Consider the following 12,991-nt stretch of genomic DNA (forward strand, 5'->3'; position numbering starts at 1 on the left):
CCTGGAAAGGTCTCGTTTTTTGAAACCATACCACTAAAAAAATCATTTTTCACAACCCAGGCCCACGCATACAGTTTCCTCAGCATCGGCGCCTAGGGGCTCAGACCCCGGCAACCGCAACACGGAACTCCGCCAGCCCGGTGCGGCAACCATGACGACACACAAGGGAAAAATCATGCAGAACCTGTCCAGAAGGCGTTTTGTCGCGACCTCGCTCGCAGCCGGGGCCGCGCTGGCCCTGCCCTCGCTGTCATTCGCCGAGGGCGGATCGCTGGCCGACATCAAGAAGCGCGGCAAGCTGACCGTGGGCACCGAAGCCGCCTACGAGCCGTTCGAGTTCGTCGAAAACGGCAAGGTGGTGGGCTATGGCCACGACGTGCTCCAGCTCATGGCGGCCAAGCTCGGCGTGCAGCTGGAACAGATGAACCTGCCGTTCCAGGGACTGCTGCCCGGCCTCATGTCGCGCAAGTTCGATTTCGTCGCGACCAGCGTGGGCATCACGCCGGAACGCGCCAGGCGTTTCGCCTTCACGCAGCCGGTGGGCGTGGTCCGCTCGGTGCTGATGGTGCGGGTGGACGACGCCTCCATCAAGCAGGACGCGGACATCGCCGGCAAGATCATCGGCACCCAGATGGGATCGTCCTCCCAGCCGGTGGCGGAGGAATTCGAAAAGCGGCTGAAGGAACAGAGCGGCAAGGGCTATGCCGACACCAAGCTGTTCCAGGCCTACCCCGACGTGTCCAACGCGCTGGCCAACAAGACCGTGGACGTGGCGTTGATGCCCTCGAACATCGCGGCCGTCCAGATGCGCAAGCAGCCCGGCGCCTTCCGCATCGCCGCCGAGATCGGCCAGCCCAAGCTGCTGGCCTGGGTGGCCAACCCCAAGGACCTGGAGATCCGCCAGTTCATCAACGACACGTTCGACGAGCTGCGCGCCAGCAACCAGCTGCAGGAATTGCAGAAGAAATGGTTCGGCGCTCCCATGGACACGCCGCGCAGCAATTACCTGCCTGACGGCGCCATCTAGGCGGACCTCCCATGCTGGATTGGTTGAATCAGAACGGCGCCCTCGCGCCGTTCCTGCACGGCGTCGTCTCGGGCACGGCCATCACCCTCGCCGCCTCGGTGGCCGCGTTCGCCATCGGCATCGGCCTGGGGGTGGCGTTGCTGCTGGCGCGCCTGTCCCCCTATGCGCCCCTGCGCGGGCTGGTCATGCTCTGGGTCAGCGCCATACGCGGCACGCCCGCGCTCATCCACATGCTGATCGCCTACTACGTGGTGCCGCCCTTGCTGGGCATCTCGGTCTCGCCGCTCGCGGCCGGCATCGGCGCGCTGGCCTGCAACACCAGCGCCTACATCGTGGAGATCCTGCGCGGGGCGCTGGGCACGCTGTCGGGCGGCCAGGTGGCGGCGGCGCGCGCCCTGGGCATGCGCCACCGGCAGATCTGGCGGTACGTGCTGCTGCCGCAGGTGTTCTACCGCGCGATCCCGCCGCTGACGAGCGAACTCACCATATTGCTCAAGGCGTCGTCCCTGATGTCCATCATCGCCGTGCCGGAGCTGGCCACGGTGGCGCGCAACGCCACGCTGCAAAGCGACCTTCCCCTGCAGGTGTTCACCGTGACGGCCGCCGTGTACTTCATCATTCTTTTCTGCCTGTCGGCCGTCTCGCGCCTGTGCGAACGCCGCGTGTCCAGGATGCTGCCCAATGCCCATTGATTTCTCACTCGTCGGGCAGTCCGTCCCCGTCCTGCTCAAGGGCTTGCGGATCACGGCCCTGGTCAGCCTCATCGGCATTCCGCTGGGCATCCTCATCGGCACGATCGCGGCCTATGCCGCGCAGTCGCGCACGCTGCTGCGCCCGGTGGCGCTGGCCTACGTGGAACTGGTGCGCAACATCCCGTACCTGATCCTCGTGTACCTGTCGTTCTTCGGCCTGCCCAAGCTCGGGGTGCCGGCCTCCGCCATGTCGGTGGCCATCGGCTGTACCGCCTTCTACACCGGCGGGTACTTCTGCGAGGTGCTGCGCGCCGCGCTGAAAAGCGTGCCGCGCGGACAGAGCAGCGCCGCACTGTCGCTGGGCATGACCTATTGGCAGACGCAGCGCCACATCGTCGTGCCCCAGCTGTTCGGCTTTCTCATCCCGCCCACCACCAGCCTGGTCATCATGATGTTCAAGGACTCGGCGATCTTCTCGGTGATGAGCCTGCCGGAAATGACCTACCAGAGCAACCTGCTCACGGCCAACACCTTCGCCTACCTCGAAGTGCTGGGCACCACCGCCCTCATCTATTGGGTGTGCAGCGTGCTGATGGCCGGCGCGGGCCGCCGCCTGGAAACCCTGGTGCGCCGCAACGCGCGCCAGGCCTGACCCTCCACCACCCAAGGAAACGAAGACATGAGCACCTACACGGTCCCTCCCCGCACCGGCCATCCCACCCTGCTGTACTCCACGCTGGCGCTGGACCTGGACAATCTGCAGGCCGACATCGCCGTCCTGGGCATGCCCTACGGCTCGCCCTATTCCGCCGCGGACTTCAGCAACGACCAGACCAATGCGCCGACGGCCATCCGCCAGGCCACCGACCGCGTGGTGCGCCGCCCGGGCCACTACGATTTCGACATCGACGGCCCGTTGCTGCAAGGCCGCGACGACATCCGCTTCGTCGATTGCGGCGACATCATCCCCGACCTGTCCAAACCCCGCGGCGAACACTACGAACGCGCCGAAGCGGCCGTGCGCCGCATCGCCGCCGCAGGCGCGGTCCCCATCGTGCTGGGCGGCGACCACGGCATCACCACGCCCATCCTGCGCGGCCTGGACCAGCAAGGCCCCATCACGCTGGTGCACATCGACGCCCACCTGGACTGGCGCGACGACGTCAACGGCGTGCGCGACGGCCTGTCCAGCCCGATACGCCGCGCTTCGGAAATGGCGCACGTGGACCGCATCATCCAGATCGGCCTGCGCGCCCAGGGCAGCGGCCGCCCCGAGGAACTGCAGGCGGCCCGCGCCTATGGCGCCGAACTGGTCACCGCCTATGAGCTGCATGAAATCGGCATGGAAGCCGTGCTCGCGCGCATTCCGGACGGCGGCAACTACTACCTGACCATCGACGCCGACGGCATGGACCCGTCCACCATGCCGGCCGTGGCCGGACCGGCGCCCGGCGGGGTCACCTTCGTGCAGGCGCGCAAGCTGATCCACGGTCTGGTGCGCAAGGGGCGCGTGGTGGGCATGGACATCGTCGAGATCCAGCCTGAGAAAGACCTGAACCAGATCTCCTGCATCACGGCCGGCCGGCTGATCCTGAACCTCATCGGCGCGTCCATCCGCGCGGGGCACTACGACAAATGAACGCGCCCGCCCCCATCATCGAGATCCGCGGCGTCGACAAGTACTACGGCAGCCACCACGTGCTCAAGCAATGCTCGACGCGCGTCAACAAGGGCGAGATCGTGGTGGTCTGCGGGCCGTCCGGCTCCGGCAAGTCCACGCTCATCAAGACGGTCAACGCGCTGGAGCCGATCCAGGCCGGCGATATCCTGATAGACGGCGCCTCGGTGACGGGGGCCACGGACCTGCCCAAGCTGCGCACCAAGGTCGGCATGGTGTTCCAGCATTTCGAGCTGTTTCCCCACCTGGACATCATGCGCAACCTGACCCTGGCGCAGCAGATCGTGCTGGGCCGCAACATCGGCGCCGCCCGCGCCAAGGCCGGCGCGCTGCTCGAACGCGTCGGGCTGTCCGCCCACGCCGGCAAGCATCCGGGCCAGTTGTCGGGCGGCCAGCAGCAGCGCGTGGCCATCGCCCGCGCGCTTTCCATGGATCCGATGGCCATGCTCTTCGACGAGCCGACTTCCGCGCTGGACCCCGAGATGGTCAACGAAGTGCTGGATGTCATGGTGGAGCTGGCCGAGGAAGGCATGACCATGATGGTCGTCACGCACGAAATGGGCTTCGCGCGCCGGGTGGCCAACCGCGTCGTCTTCATGGAGGACGGCGCCATCATCGAGGACAGCCCCACTGACCGCTTCTTCCGCGACGCCGCCAGCCCGCAGGCCCGGCGCTTTCTCTCCAAGATCCTTCCCCATTGATTGCCGGGCGGCCCCAGCGCCGTCCGCCACGCACAGGAACCAGACATGGCCCACACCCGCATCCGCAAATTCAATACCCGCGAAACCTATCCCGAACAACGGCTGGACAACGACCTCTGCCAGGCCGTCGTCGCCGGCAACACGGTCTTCCTGCGCGGCCAGATCGGCCAGGACCTGGACAGCCGGGAATCCATAGGAGTGGGCGACGTGGCCGCCCAGGCCGAAAAGGCCATGGCCAACGTGGCCATGCTGCTGCAGGAGTGCGGCAGCGAACTCGCGCACATCTGCAAGCTCACCGTCTACCTGGTCGACGTGCGTTACCGCGAGGAGGTCTACAACGTGGTCGGCCGGTGGCTCAAGGGCGTATTCCCCGTTTCCACCGGGATCGTGGTGTCGGCCCTGGCGCGGCCGGAGTGGCTGGTCGAGATCGACGTCACCGCGGTCATCCCCGGCTGAGGCGGGAGCGCCAGGCCCCACGCAGCCGGGACGCAGCCGCCCGCTCTCTGCCCGATCGCGTTCGGCGCAGCGGCGCCATGACCCTGGCCCCGCCCTTCGCCGCGCCCGGACGTCCTCTTTCAATCCGGCTTGATGCCGGCGCTCTTGATCAGGGTTTCATAGCGGGCGGCCTCTTCCTTCATCGCCGCCCGGGTCGCCTCGGGGGTGGAGCCGCGCACCAGCAGGCCGCGGGCCTCGTAGGTCTGGCGGAACGCGGGGTCCGCGGTGACGGCGGTCACCGCCTGGTTGATGCGCGCCACCAGGGCGTCGGGTGTCTTGCCCGGGGCGAACAGCGTGAACACCGTGGACGGAATACTGCCGGCCTTGCCGCCCGCCTCGGCCAGGGTCGGCACGTCCGGCATCATGGCCGCCCGCTGCGAGGCGCCGGCCACCAGCACGCGGATCTTGCCGGCCTTGTACTGTTCCGACACCGCCAGGCCGCCCGCCATGACGCTGTCCACGTCGCCGGCCATCGCCGCCGTCATGGCCGGCGCCACGCCCTTGAACGGCACGTAGGTGAACTGCACCCCTTCGGCGCTGGCCAGCATGGCCATGCCCAGGTGGTTCACGTGCCCCTGGCCGCCCGTGCCCACGTTGATGCGCTGCGGATTGGCGCGCGCGTAATCGATGAATTCCTTATAGGTCTTGGCCGGAAAGGCATTGCTGACCGCCACGTACAGCTGCACCTGCCCCAGGTCGCTGACGGGCTTGAAGTCTTCCTGCCAGCGGTACGGCACCTTGGCGTACAGGAAGGGATTGGTCTCCAGCGCCAGGCGGTCCACCATCAGCAGGGTGTTGCCGTCGCCGGCCGCCTTGGCGACGTAGTCGCTGCCGATGATGGCATTGGCGCCCGGGCGGTTCTCCACCACCACGGTCTTGCCGCTTTCCTTGAAGAGGCGGCTGCCCAGGTCGCGCGCCAGCACGTCGGGCTCGGTCCCGGGCGGATACGGGACCACGATCTTCACGGTGTCCGACGGCCAGGCCTGGGCTGCCGCCTGGGCGGCCGGCAGCAGCGCCAGCGCGGCCCACAATACAGGTTGAAAACAGCAACGGTACGGCGATCGCATGGTACTTCCCCTTGTATGTGTCGTTCCGGAAGTTTCCGGCGACTGATTTGCCGCTGCGGGCCAGGACGGACCCGCAGGGCTGGAAATCCAGATCAGGACCGGTCCGCTTCACCAGCGGCCGATCAGAATGCCCATCATCCGTTCATGCGCATGCGTGCGGGCGCGCACCTCCTCGTCGGTTTCGGTGGCGCGGCGCTTGAGGCCTTCGTGCCAGTCCAGCAGCGCCGATCGCATCCGCGCGATCACCGGCGCCATGCCCGGATCGGCGCCCAGGTCGCGCAGTTCGCCGGGGTCCTCGCGCAGGTCGAACAACTGTCCCGGATAGCCCTGCCAGTGCAGGTACTTGTATCGTTCGTCGCGCACCATCAGGCCGGTGCATTCGCGTTCTCCGCGCCCCAGGAACAGGCGCGCCTCGCGGTAGGCGTAGTCCAGGCTGCCCACCACGTACTCGCGGTCGGGCGCAGCCGCGCCGCGATCGCCGCGGATGCCGGGCAGGAGCGACCGGCCTTCGATGCGGTGCGCCTGCGCCGGCAGGTCCAGCGCGTCCAGCACGGTGGGAACAATGTCTATGCACTCGACGAAGGCGTCGCTGCGGCTGCCGCGTGTCGCGTCGGCGGCGGACGCCGGGTCGTAGACCAGGCAAGGCACCCGCATCGCGCTCTCGTAGAAGTATTCCTTTTCGCCCAGCCAGTGGTCGCCCAGGTGGTCGCCATGGTCCGAGGTGAACAGGATCAACGTGTCCTTCAGCCGGCCGCTGCGCTCCAGAAAATCCAGCACCCGGCCGACCTGATCGTCGATCTGCTTGACCAGTCCCATGTAGACCGGCCGTATGCTGCGCCAGACCTCGTCGCGGGCAAAGGATTCCGATTCTTCCAGCCGCTGGTAGGCGCCGTGCACCGGATGCGGCCGTTCCCGTTCCGCCTGCGAACGCACCGGCGGCGCGCAGTCTTGCGCGCCGTACATGGCGTGGTACGGCGCCGGCGCCTTGTAGGGCCAATGCGGCTTGATGTAGGAAAGATGCAGCGCCCAGGGCTTGTCGCCCTGGTCCCGCATGAAGTCCAGCGCGCGGTCGGTGAGATAGGCCGTCTCTGAATCGGCCGCGTCCACCCTGGCGGGCAGCGGCGCGTTGCGCATCAGCCAGCCGCTGGCGATGCTGCCGTCGGCGGCCAGGCTGCCGACCACATAGTCCTCCCAGGGCCGTTCGCTGTCGTAGCCCCGTTCGCGCAGGAAGCGCCGGTAGGGGCTGTCCTGGGCCAGCTCGAAATGGCCGTCGTAGCGCTCGATGGGCACGAATCCGCCCTGCAGGAAGCGCTGCTCGTCCGCGACCGCGTAGCCCTTGGCGCGCAGGCCGGCGCGGTCGGGCACGAAGTGCGTCTTGCCCAGCAGGTGCAGCGGCAGTCCGGCCTGGGCCAGGTATTCGCCCAGGCACCATTCGTCCACCGGATGCGGCACGCGGTTCCAGGTCACGCGGTGCGAGAGCGGATAGCGACCGGTGTAGTAGGACGCCCGCGACGGCCCGCAAACCGCCGAGGTGACGTAGGCCCGGTCATACTGCACGCCCATGCGCGCCAGCCGGTCGATATTGGGCGTGCGCAAGGCGCCCGCCCCGCCATAACAGGACAGATGGTCCGCGCGCAGCTGGTCGCACATGATGAACAGCACGTTGCGGACCGGCCCGCGGCTCTCCTGGGCGGGCGCGTTCATGGCCGGGCTCCGTTCAGGATCGCGCCGGGAACGTGAGCGCTGCCTCCGACCTGCGCCGCCGGCTGGCTGGCCGACGGGGCCGCGCCCGGCACGAAACGCGCGGCGAAGCGTCCCAAGGCATCGGCCGCGTCCTCGCGCCGGCCCAGCGCGGCGACATAGCGGTCCGGCCGCAGCAGGACCCAGTCGGCGCCGGTGCGCTGGAACCAGAAATGCAGCGCGTTCTCGGTATCCTGCAACACCGGCAGGATGCCGTCCTGCAACTCGTCGGGCGCACAGCCGCTGCGTGCGCGCTGCGCCGCCACGTAGCGGCAGCCCAGCTTGTCCAGCTGCGCGCGCAAGGCCGGCGGCAGGCCGGCCCGCGGATCGCGGCGCCAGCCTATCAGGGCGAAGCCCGCGCCCAGCGCCTCGTCCAGGCGCTGCGTGACGCCGTCCTCGCATTCCACCAGCGGCTGGATGAACATGCGGCCGATGCGTTCGCGCTGGGCCTTGTCCGGGCTGTCGCCCACCACTCCGCGGCTGTAGCGCGGCATGGGCTTGAACTTCATTTGCAGCACGTAGTCGCGGATTTTCGGAATATTCCGGATCGACATGAAGAACGTATCCCGCAGCGCCGCCAGCACGGGATTGGTCTGCGACAACATGGCGCCGAACATGTCGGCCAGCGAGATCATGGCGCGCGCGTGGCTGTGGCGCTCGTCGTGATAGCTCTGCAAGGCGGCCGGCTCCAACCGGCCCTGAACGATCCACGCCACCTTCCAGGCCAGGTTGTAGGCGTCGCGCAGGCCGGCGTTCAGGCCCTGGCCGATCCAGGGCGGGGTCAGGTGCGCGGCGTCGCCCGCCAGGCAGACCCGGCCCGTGACGAAGCTGCGCGCGACCCGCGAATTGTGGGTGTAGACGCGGGCGCGGATGACGTTGAGCCGGGCCGGATCGGCCACGTGGTGGCGCAGCAGCTCCTGGACCTTTTCCGGTTGCAGCATCTGCTCGCCGTCCTCGCCCGGGAACAGCATGAACTCCCAGCGCCGCAGGCCGTAAGGCAGGCGCAGGCAGACATAGGGGCGGCGCGGCTCGCAATGCAGCGCCGTGTAAGGCGCGTCCAGCGGATCCTGGTCGCACTCGATGACCACCCATTTGCGCGGATGCGTGTTGCCGTCGAACGGTAATTGCAGGAGGCGTTCGCGCACCGTGCTGCGCCCGCCGTCGGCGGCCAGCAGGTATTGGGCGCGGATCTCGCGTTCGGCGCCGTCGGCCTGGCGCACGCGCACCGTGACGCCGCGTTCGTCCTGCTCCAGCGCCAGCAGCTCGCTGCCCAGCTCCAGCGTCACATGGGGAAAGCGCGCCAGGCCGGCGCGCAGCGCGCGCTCGCCCAGCGGCTGCGAAAACAGGTTGCGGCGATACCAGCCGAACTCGCGCGTGGCAGGCAGGATCTCGGCAAAGCAGCGCTTGGTCCGCGTATACATGCGCATGGGCACGTTCTGGATCATGTCGCGCAGCATTTCGTCGGCCAGGCCCGCGCTCTGGAAGGTGCGCATGGCCTCGTCGTCCAGGCCCACCGCGCGCGGATAGTCCAGCACGTCCAGGTTGCGCTCCAGCACCAGCGTCTGCACGCCATAGCTGCCCAGCAGATTGGCCAGCGTCACGCCGACCGGCCCGGCGCCCACCACCAGCGCCGGCACTTCTACGATATGCGCCATCTCGGCTCTCCCTTGGATTCTTGTTTTTCCCTGCGGATGCCGGCTCAGGCGCGCCGCAGGAAGCCGCCCACGGCCTGCTCGAAGGCCGCCGGCTGGTCGTCGTGGATGTAGTGGCCGGCGCCGGCGATCTCGATCCACTCGATGTTTGGATTGCGCGCCGCCATCTCCCGGGCGGTCTGCGCCTGCAGGTAGTCCGAACGCCCACCGCGCACGACCAGGGTCGGACAGGCCAGCGCCGAAACCAGCGGCCACAGGTCCAGCACCCGCGACGGATCCGGGTCCAGCCGGGTGGCGGCAATGCCGGCGTGGTCATGGCGCCAGGTCCAGCCGCCCTTCCCGTCTTCCTTCAGCATGTGCCGCAGCCGTTCCTCGCGGGCGGCCTCGGTCACGCTGGGCCGCAGCGCCCGCAGGTAATCGCGCGCCGCCGCAATGTCGGCAAAGGACTCGGGCGTCTCGCGCAGTTCGCGCTGGATGCGCGCCGCGCCCGCGCTGCCCTCGAAGGCGGCGGGCCCGGCGTCTTCCACGATCAGGCGCCGCACCCGCCGCGGATGCACGGCGGCGAAGGCGATGGCGGCCATGCCGCCCATCGAATGCCCCAGCAGGTCGAAGCTGTCCAGGCCCAGCGCATCGGCCATGCCCGCCAGGTCGTCCGCATAGGCATCGGTGTAGTAATTGCGTTGCGGGTCCCAACTGCTGGCGCCACGGCCGCGCTGGTCGTAGGCCAGCACCCGGAAGTCCGGTTGCAACGCCTGCGCGATGCCGGCGAAGGTCTCGGCGTAGCCGCGGATGCCGTGCAGCATGAACAACGGACGTCCATCCCGCGGGCCCCATTCCGTCAGATGCAGGGTCATGCCATTGACGGCGATATCGGTGTCGCGGCGTTGCATGGCGGCTTTCCTCAGCAGAGTCCGTCTTTGCCCTGGATTTCGCTGGCGGCGATGCCGCCCAGGCGCGCATGCAGGCGGCCGCGGGTGGCGAAGGCGAAGGCGATCAGCACTTCGTCGCGGTTGGGCGCGTCGCCGAACAGCGCGGTCACGCTGTCGTAGTGCGAACGGACATAGAGCGCGTCCTTGTGCGCCAGCGGGATGTCGATGACGGTGCCGGGCCCGCCGCGCTTGCCGGTCGACGGCACCCAGGCCTTGCCGCCGCCGAGGGCGGCGCGCACGGGTTCGGCGAAGATGGTGGTCAGGAGCGCGTTGCCGTGCTCGTACTCGCCGTCCGTGCCCACCACGCAGGCCTTGCCATAGCTTTCCAGCGGCTGGCCGCCGGCTGCCGCGATGATGCGGCGGCCGAATTCCTCGCCCAGCATGCCCGAGGGTTCCACATAGGCGGACAGGTCGCGCTCGAAGCGGCCGGCGTAGGGGTTGTGCAGCGCGGCCGCGATGACGATCTTGCGCAGCGGTTCGCCGTCGGCCGGTTCGCCGGTTTCGGTGGCCAGGGTGTCGTCGATCTGCAAATACCATTTGCGGATGCGGTAAGGGCCGAAGTTGGGGTTGCTCATGGATGCTCCAGAAAATGTCGGATCGGAAATGGATGCGCCGCGCGGGCGGTCAAAGCGGGTCCAGCGTCATGGGGATGCTGGGCGCGTTGTGGTCATGCAGGACCTGCTTGCCCTCTTCGTCGCCGTGCACGGTTTCGCAGAAGAATTCAAAGCGGTGGCCGTCGGGATCGGTGAAGTACAGGCCGTAGCCCACCTTGTGGTCGGTGATCTTCACCACCTCCACGCCCTTGGCCAACAACATGCCGTAGAGGCGGCGCAGCTCGTCCACGTCGCCCTCGATCTCCAGGCCGTAGTGCTGCATGTTGACCGGGCCGCGGGCGGGCTCGCCCTCGGCAGCGCGGATCAGGGCGATGTCGTGGTGCTTGCGGCCGAAGGACAGGAATACCCACTGCTCTCCGCGCGCGGTCTCCTGCATGCCCAGCACGGATTCGTACCAGGGCGCCGACGCGAAGGGATCCCGCACGAACAGGGCCAGGTGGGTGCGCGCGATGCGCGGCCGGCGGTCTGCCGGCGCAAGCGTGGAAGTCGTGGACATGGCGGTCTCGGGCTGGGGATCAGTTGATGGACTGGGGATGCGCGGTCACGGGCGCGACGTACGGCGTCCAGGCCACGGCGGTGATTTCGCTGAAGTCGCGCCATTCCTTGAACCAGCTGCAACCGCCGTCGGTAGAGCGGAACAGATGGCCGTACTTGGTGCCGGCGAACGCAAGCTGCGGATCGGCGGCGTGCACGCCGAAGGCCCAGAAGGTGGAGTTCGGCGCCGTGTGCAGCAAGGCCGGCTGCCAGTTTCGGCCGCGGTCGGTCGAACGGTAGATCTTGCTGCGCGTGCCCGGCGTGCCGTCGCCGATGGCCAGCAGCAGCGTGTCGGGGTCGTGCGGCAGCGCCTGCACCGAACGGGTGTAATACATGCCGTCGAAGCGCGACTTGGACGCCACGCCTTGCCAGCGCCGGCCGTCGTCCTCGCTGAGGTAGACCGAGTTCACGGTCAGCGCCATGGCCGTCTTGGGCGCGGCGGCCGTGGCCGGCAGCACCGCGACGCAATGGATGTCGGGGTTGGAGATGGCGTCGGCATTGCCTTCCTCGTCCTCGCGCGACCAGGTATCGCCGCCATCGCGGCTGCGCCAGAGGCCTCCTTCCTCGACCCCGAACCAGACTTCGCGGCCGTCATCGGGGTCCACGCACACCGACAGGATGCGCGGGCGATTCACGCCGCGGCAGAACTCCGGCAGCTCCGGCGACAGCCGTTCCCAGTGGGCGCCGCCGTCGACCGAGCGGAACATGGCGGCGCGCGACGGCGCGCCGGTGCCCGCATACATGCGCCGCGGATCCTTGGGGTCGATGGCCATGGCCCAGACGGTCATGCCGTTCATGGGGCTGTCGACCCGCGAGAAATGCGCGCCGCCGTCCGTGCTGACGCACATGCCGGCGTCGGCGCCGGCGAAGACGCGGCGCGGGTCCGCCGGGTCCACGGCCAGGCTGCGCACCGTGCCGTCGAACTCGATGGCTTCCTTCAGCCCCAGGCGGTGCCAGGTGGCGCCGTCATCCACGCTGCGCAGTATGCCTTGGCCGGCCGTGCCGACCAGTATCGTGCCTTGCATATCCAGACTCCCGTATCGAGGTCAGCGGTTCAAAGAAAGATGCCGCGCGTGATGCCGCCATCCACGCCCAGCGATTCGCCGGTGATGGCGCCCGCCCGCGGCGACGCCAGGAACAACACGGCATCGGCGATCTCGGCCGGCTGCAGCACGCGGCGTATCGGCGTGGCCTTGGCGTAGTTGGCCTCGACCTGGGCCGCGGTCAGGCCCTGCTTGGCCGCTTCCTTTGCGTACAGTTCATGGATGTGCGGGGTTTCGACCACGCCCGGATGGATCACGTTGACGGTGATTCCGTGCGGACCCAGCTGGTCCGACAGGGTCTTGGTCATGTGGCAGATGGCCACGTTGCGCATGCCCGACAGCTGCTTGCTGCCGCGCCCGGTCAGGCCGCCGATGTTGACGATGCGGCCAAAGCCGCCGCGGCGCATGTGCGGCGCGGCCGCCTTGGCGCAACGCATATAGCCGACCACCTTGATGTTGATGTCTTCCAGCAGGCCCTCGGGATCGGCCTCGTCGATCTCGCTACGCACCAGCCCGCCCGGATGGGCCGCGCCATTGACCAGGATGTCGACGCGGCCGAAATGCTCTGCCACGCGCTGCATCATGGCGTTGACCTGGGCCGTGTCCGACACGTCGGCCGCCACGCCCAGCACCTCCACGCCCGTGGCCTTGGTGATCTCGGCGGCCACCTCGTCCAGCTGCGCCTGGCGGCGCGCCACGATCGCCACGCGCACGCCCTCGGCCGCCAGCGCTTCCGTCACGGCGCGGCCGATGCCCAGGCTGCCGCCGGTGACCACGGCCACTTTCCCCTTGAGTTGCAAGTCCATGCTTTGATGCTCC

Annotated in this window: 14 protein-coding genes; 6 read left to right on the plus strand and 8 right to left on the minus strand. The window is 68.4% G+C overall.

Features of this window, described 5'->3' with window-relative positions; all coding sequences use genetic code 11:
• Positions 1–175 precede the first annotated feature (175 nt).
• The 6 genes from HWY37_RS15570 to HWY37_RS15595 are packed head-to-tail and all read left to right on the plus strand — an operon-like array spanning position 176 to position 4,554.
• Entirely contained in the window at positions 176–1,027 is an 852-nt protein-coding gene (locus tag HWY37_RS15570) for a transporter substrate-binding domain-containing protein (protein ID WP_175206429.1), read from the plus strand.
• An 11-nt stretch (positions 1,028–1,038) separates the two neighbouring features.
• Entirely contained in the window at positions 1,039–1,719 is a 681-nt protein-coding gene (locus tag HWY37_RS15575) for an amino acid ABC transporter permease (protein ID WP_176089003.1), read from the plus strand.
• Positions 1,709–2,371, plus strand: a complete 663-nt coding sequence (locus HWY37_RS15580; protein ID WP_175206427.1) for an amino acid ABC transporter permease — start codon at positions 1,709–1,711, stop codon at positions 2,369–2,371. The genes HWY37_RS15575 and HWY37_RS15580 overlap by 11 nt, the downstream gene beginning before the upstream one ends.
• A gap of 27 nt (positions 2,372–2,398) precedes the next feature.
• Positions 2,399–3,358 (plus strand): agmatinase, encoded by a 960-nt coding sequence (locus tag HWY37_RS15585; RefSeq protein WP_176089004.1) that lies wholly within the window; start codon positions 2,399–2,401, stop codon positions 3,356–3,358.
• The gene (locus tag HWY37_RS15590; RefSeq protein ID WP_425485025.1) at positions 3,355–4,098 is read left to right on the plus strand and encodes an amino acid ABC transporter ATP-binding protein; all 744 of its coding nucleotides are present in this window, start codon (positions 3,355–3,357) and stop codon (positions 4,096–4,098) included. The genes HWY37_RS15585 and HWY37_RS15590 overlap by 4 nt, the downstream gene beginning before the upstream one ends.
• 45 nt (positions 4,099–4,143) lie before the next feature.
• The gene (locus tag HWY37_RS15595; protein WP_175206425.1) at positions 4,144–4,554 is read left to right on the plus strand and encodes a RidA family protein; all 411 of its coding nucleotides are present in this window, start codon (positions 4,144–4,146) and stop codon (positions 4,552–4,554) included.
• 119 nt (positions 4,555–4,673) lie between these two features.
• Here the strand turns inward: HWY37_RS15595 and HWY37_RS15600 are convergent, their stop codons facing one another.
• From HWY37_RS15600 to HWY37_RS15635, 8 genes are all read right to left on the minus strand, one after another.
• Positions 4,674–5,660 (minus strand): Bug family tripartite tricarboxylate transporter substrate binding protein, encoded by a 987-nt coding sequence (locus HWY37_RS15600; RefSeq protein WP_176089005.1) that lies wholly within the window; start codon positions 5,658–5,660, stop codon positions 4,674–4,676.
• A gap of 108 nt (positions 5,661–5,768) precedes the next feature.
• Positions 5,769–7,364, minus strand: coding sequence for a sulfatase-like hydrolase/transferase (locus HWY37_RS15605; protein ID WP_175206423.1), 1,596 nt, complete (start codon positions 7,362–7,364; stop codon positions 5,769–5,771).
• Positions 7,361–9,055 (minus strand): bifunctional 3-(3-hydroxy-phenyl)propionate/3-hydroxycinnamic acid hydroxylase, encoded by a 1,695-nt coding sequence (locus HWY37_RS15610; RefSeq protein WP_176089006.1) that lies wholly within the window; start codon positions 9,053–9,055, stop codon positions 7,361–7,363. The genes HWY37_RS15605 and HWY37_RS15610 overlap by 4 nt, the downstream gene beginning before the upstream one ends.
• Positions 9,056–9,099: 44 nt before the next feature.
• Positions 9,100–9,942, minus strand: a complete 843-nt coding sequence (locus tag HWY37_RS15615) for an alpha/beta fold hydrolase (protein WP_175206421.1) — start codon at positions 9,940–9,942, stop codon at positions 9,100–9,102.
• 11 nt (positions 9,943–9,953) lie between these two features.
• Positions 9,954–10,556: an amino acid synthesis family protein gene (locus HWY37_RS15620; protein WP_176089007.1), complete on the minus strand. Its 603-nt coding sequence runs from the start codon at positions 10,554–10,556 to the stop codon at positions 9,954–9,956.
• A gap of 49 nt (positions 10,557–10,605) precedes the next feature.
• On the minus strand, positions 10,606–11,091 hold the full coding sequence (locus tag HWY37_RS15625; protein WP_176089008.1) for a VOC family protein: 486 nt from the start codon (positions 11,089–11,091) through the stop codon (positions 10,606–10,608).
• 19 nt (positions 11,092–11,110) lie between these two features.
• Positions 11,111–12,154: a WD40/YVTN/BNR-like repeat-containing protein gene (locus HWY37_RS15630; protein WP_176089009.1), complete on the minus strand. Its 1,044-nt coding sequence runs from the start codon at positions 12,152–12,154 to the stop codon at positions 11,111–11,113.
• A gap of 29 nt (positions 12,155–12,183) precedes the next feature.
• Entirely contained in the window at positions 12,184–12,978 is a 795-nt protein-coding gene (locus tag HWY37_RS15635) for an SDR family NAD(P)-dependent oxidoreductase (protein ID WP_176089010.1), read from the minus strand.
• Between the last annotated feature and the right edge of the window lie 13 nt (positions 12,979–12,991).

This window comes from Achromobacter anxifer, from assembly GCF_903652925.1.
In the GTDB taxonomy this organism is placed as follows: Bacteria; Pseudomonadota; Gammaproteobacteria; order Burkholderiales; family Burkholderiaceae_B; genus Achromobacter; species Achromobacter anxifer.

What these genes read in the sequence shown, in the direction of transcription:
- HWY37_RS15590 (WP_425485025.1), top strand. Translation starts at nt 3,355, where the DNA reads ATGAACGCGCCCGCCCCCATCATCGAGATCCGCGGCGTCGACAAGTAC.
- HWY37_RS15625 (WP_176089008.1), bottom strand. Translation starts at nt 11,091, where the DNA reads ATGTCCACGACTTCCACGCTTGCGCCGGCAGACCGCCGGCCGCGCATC.
- HWY37_RS15630 (WP_176089009.1), bottom strand. Translation starts at nt 12,154, where the DNA reads ATGCAAGGCACGATACTGGTCGGCACGGCCGGCCAAGGCATACTGCGC.
- HWY37_RS15575 (WP_176089003.1), top strand. Translation starts at nt 1,039, where the DNA reads ATGCTGGATTGGTTGAATCAGAACGGCGCCCTCGCGCCGTTCCTGCAC.
- HWY37_RS15595 (WP_175206425.1), top strand. Translation starts at nt 4,144, where the DNA reads ATGGCCCACACCCGCATCCGCAAATTCAATACCCGCGAAACCTATCCC.
- HWY37_RS15610 (WP_176089006.1), bottom strand. Translation starts at nt 9,055, where the DNA reads ATGGCGCATATCGTAGAAGTGCCGGCGCTGGTGGTGGGCGCCGGGCCG.
- HWY37_RS15570 (WP_175206429.1), top strand. Translation starts at nt 176, where the DNA reads ATGCAGAACCTGTCCAGAAGGCGTTTTGTCGCGACCTCGCTCGCAGCC.
- HWY37_RS15615 (WP_175206421.1), bottom strand. Translation starts at nt 9,942, where the DNA reads ATGCAACGCCGCGACACCGATATCGCCGTCAATGGCATGACCCTGCAT.
- HWY37_RS15585 (WP_176089004.1), top strand. Translation starts at nt 2,399, where the DNA reads ATGAGCACCTACACGGTCCCTCCCCGCACCGGCCATCCCACCCTGCTG.
- HWY37_RS15605 (WP_175206423.1), bottom strand. Translation starts at nt 7,364, where the DNA reads ATGAACGCGCCCGCCCAGGAGAGCCGCGGGCCGGTCCGCAACGTGCTG.
- HWY37_RS15600 (WP_176089005.1), bottom strand. Translation starts at nt 5,660, where the DNA reads ATGCGATCGCCGTACCGTTGCTGTTTTCAACCTGTATTGTGGGCCGCG.
- HWY37_RS15580 (WP_175206427.1), top strand. Translation starts at nt 1,709, where the DNA reads ATGCCCATTGATTTCTCACTCGTCGGGCAGTCCGTCCCCGTCCTGCTC.
- HWY37_RS15620 (WP_176089007.1), bottom strand. Translation starts at nt 10,556, where the DNA reads ATGAGCAACCCCAACTTCGGCCCTTACCGCATCCGCAAATGGTATTTG.
- HWY37_RS15635 (WP_176089010.1), bottom strand. Translation starts at nt 12,978, where the DNA reads ATGGACTTGCAACTCAAGGGGAAAGTGGCCGTGGTCACCGGCGGCAGC.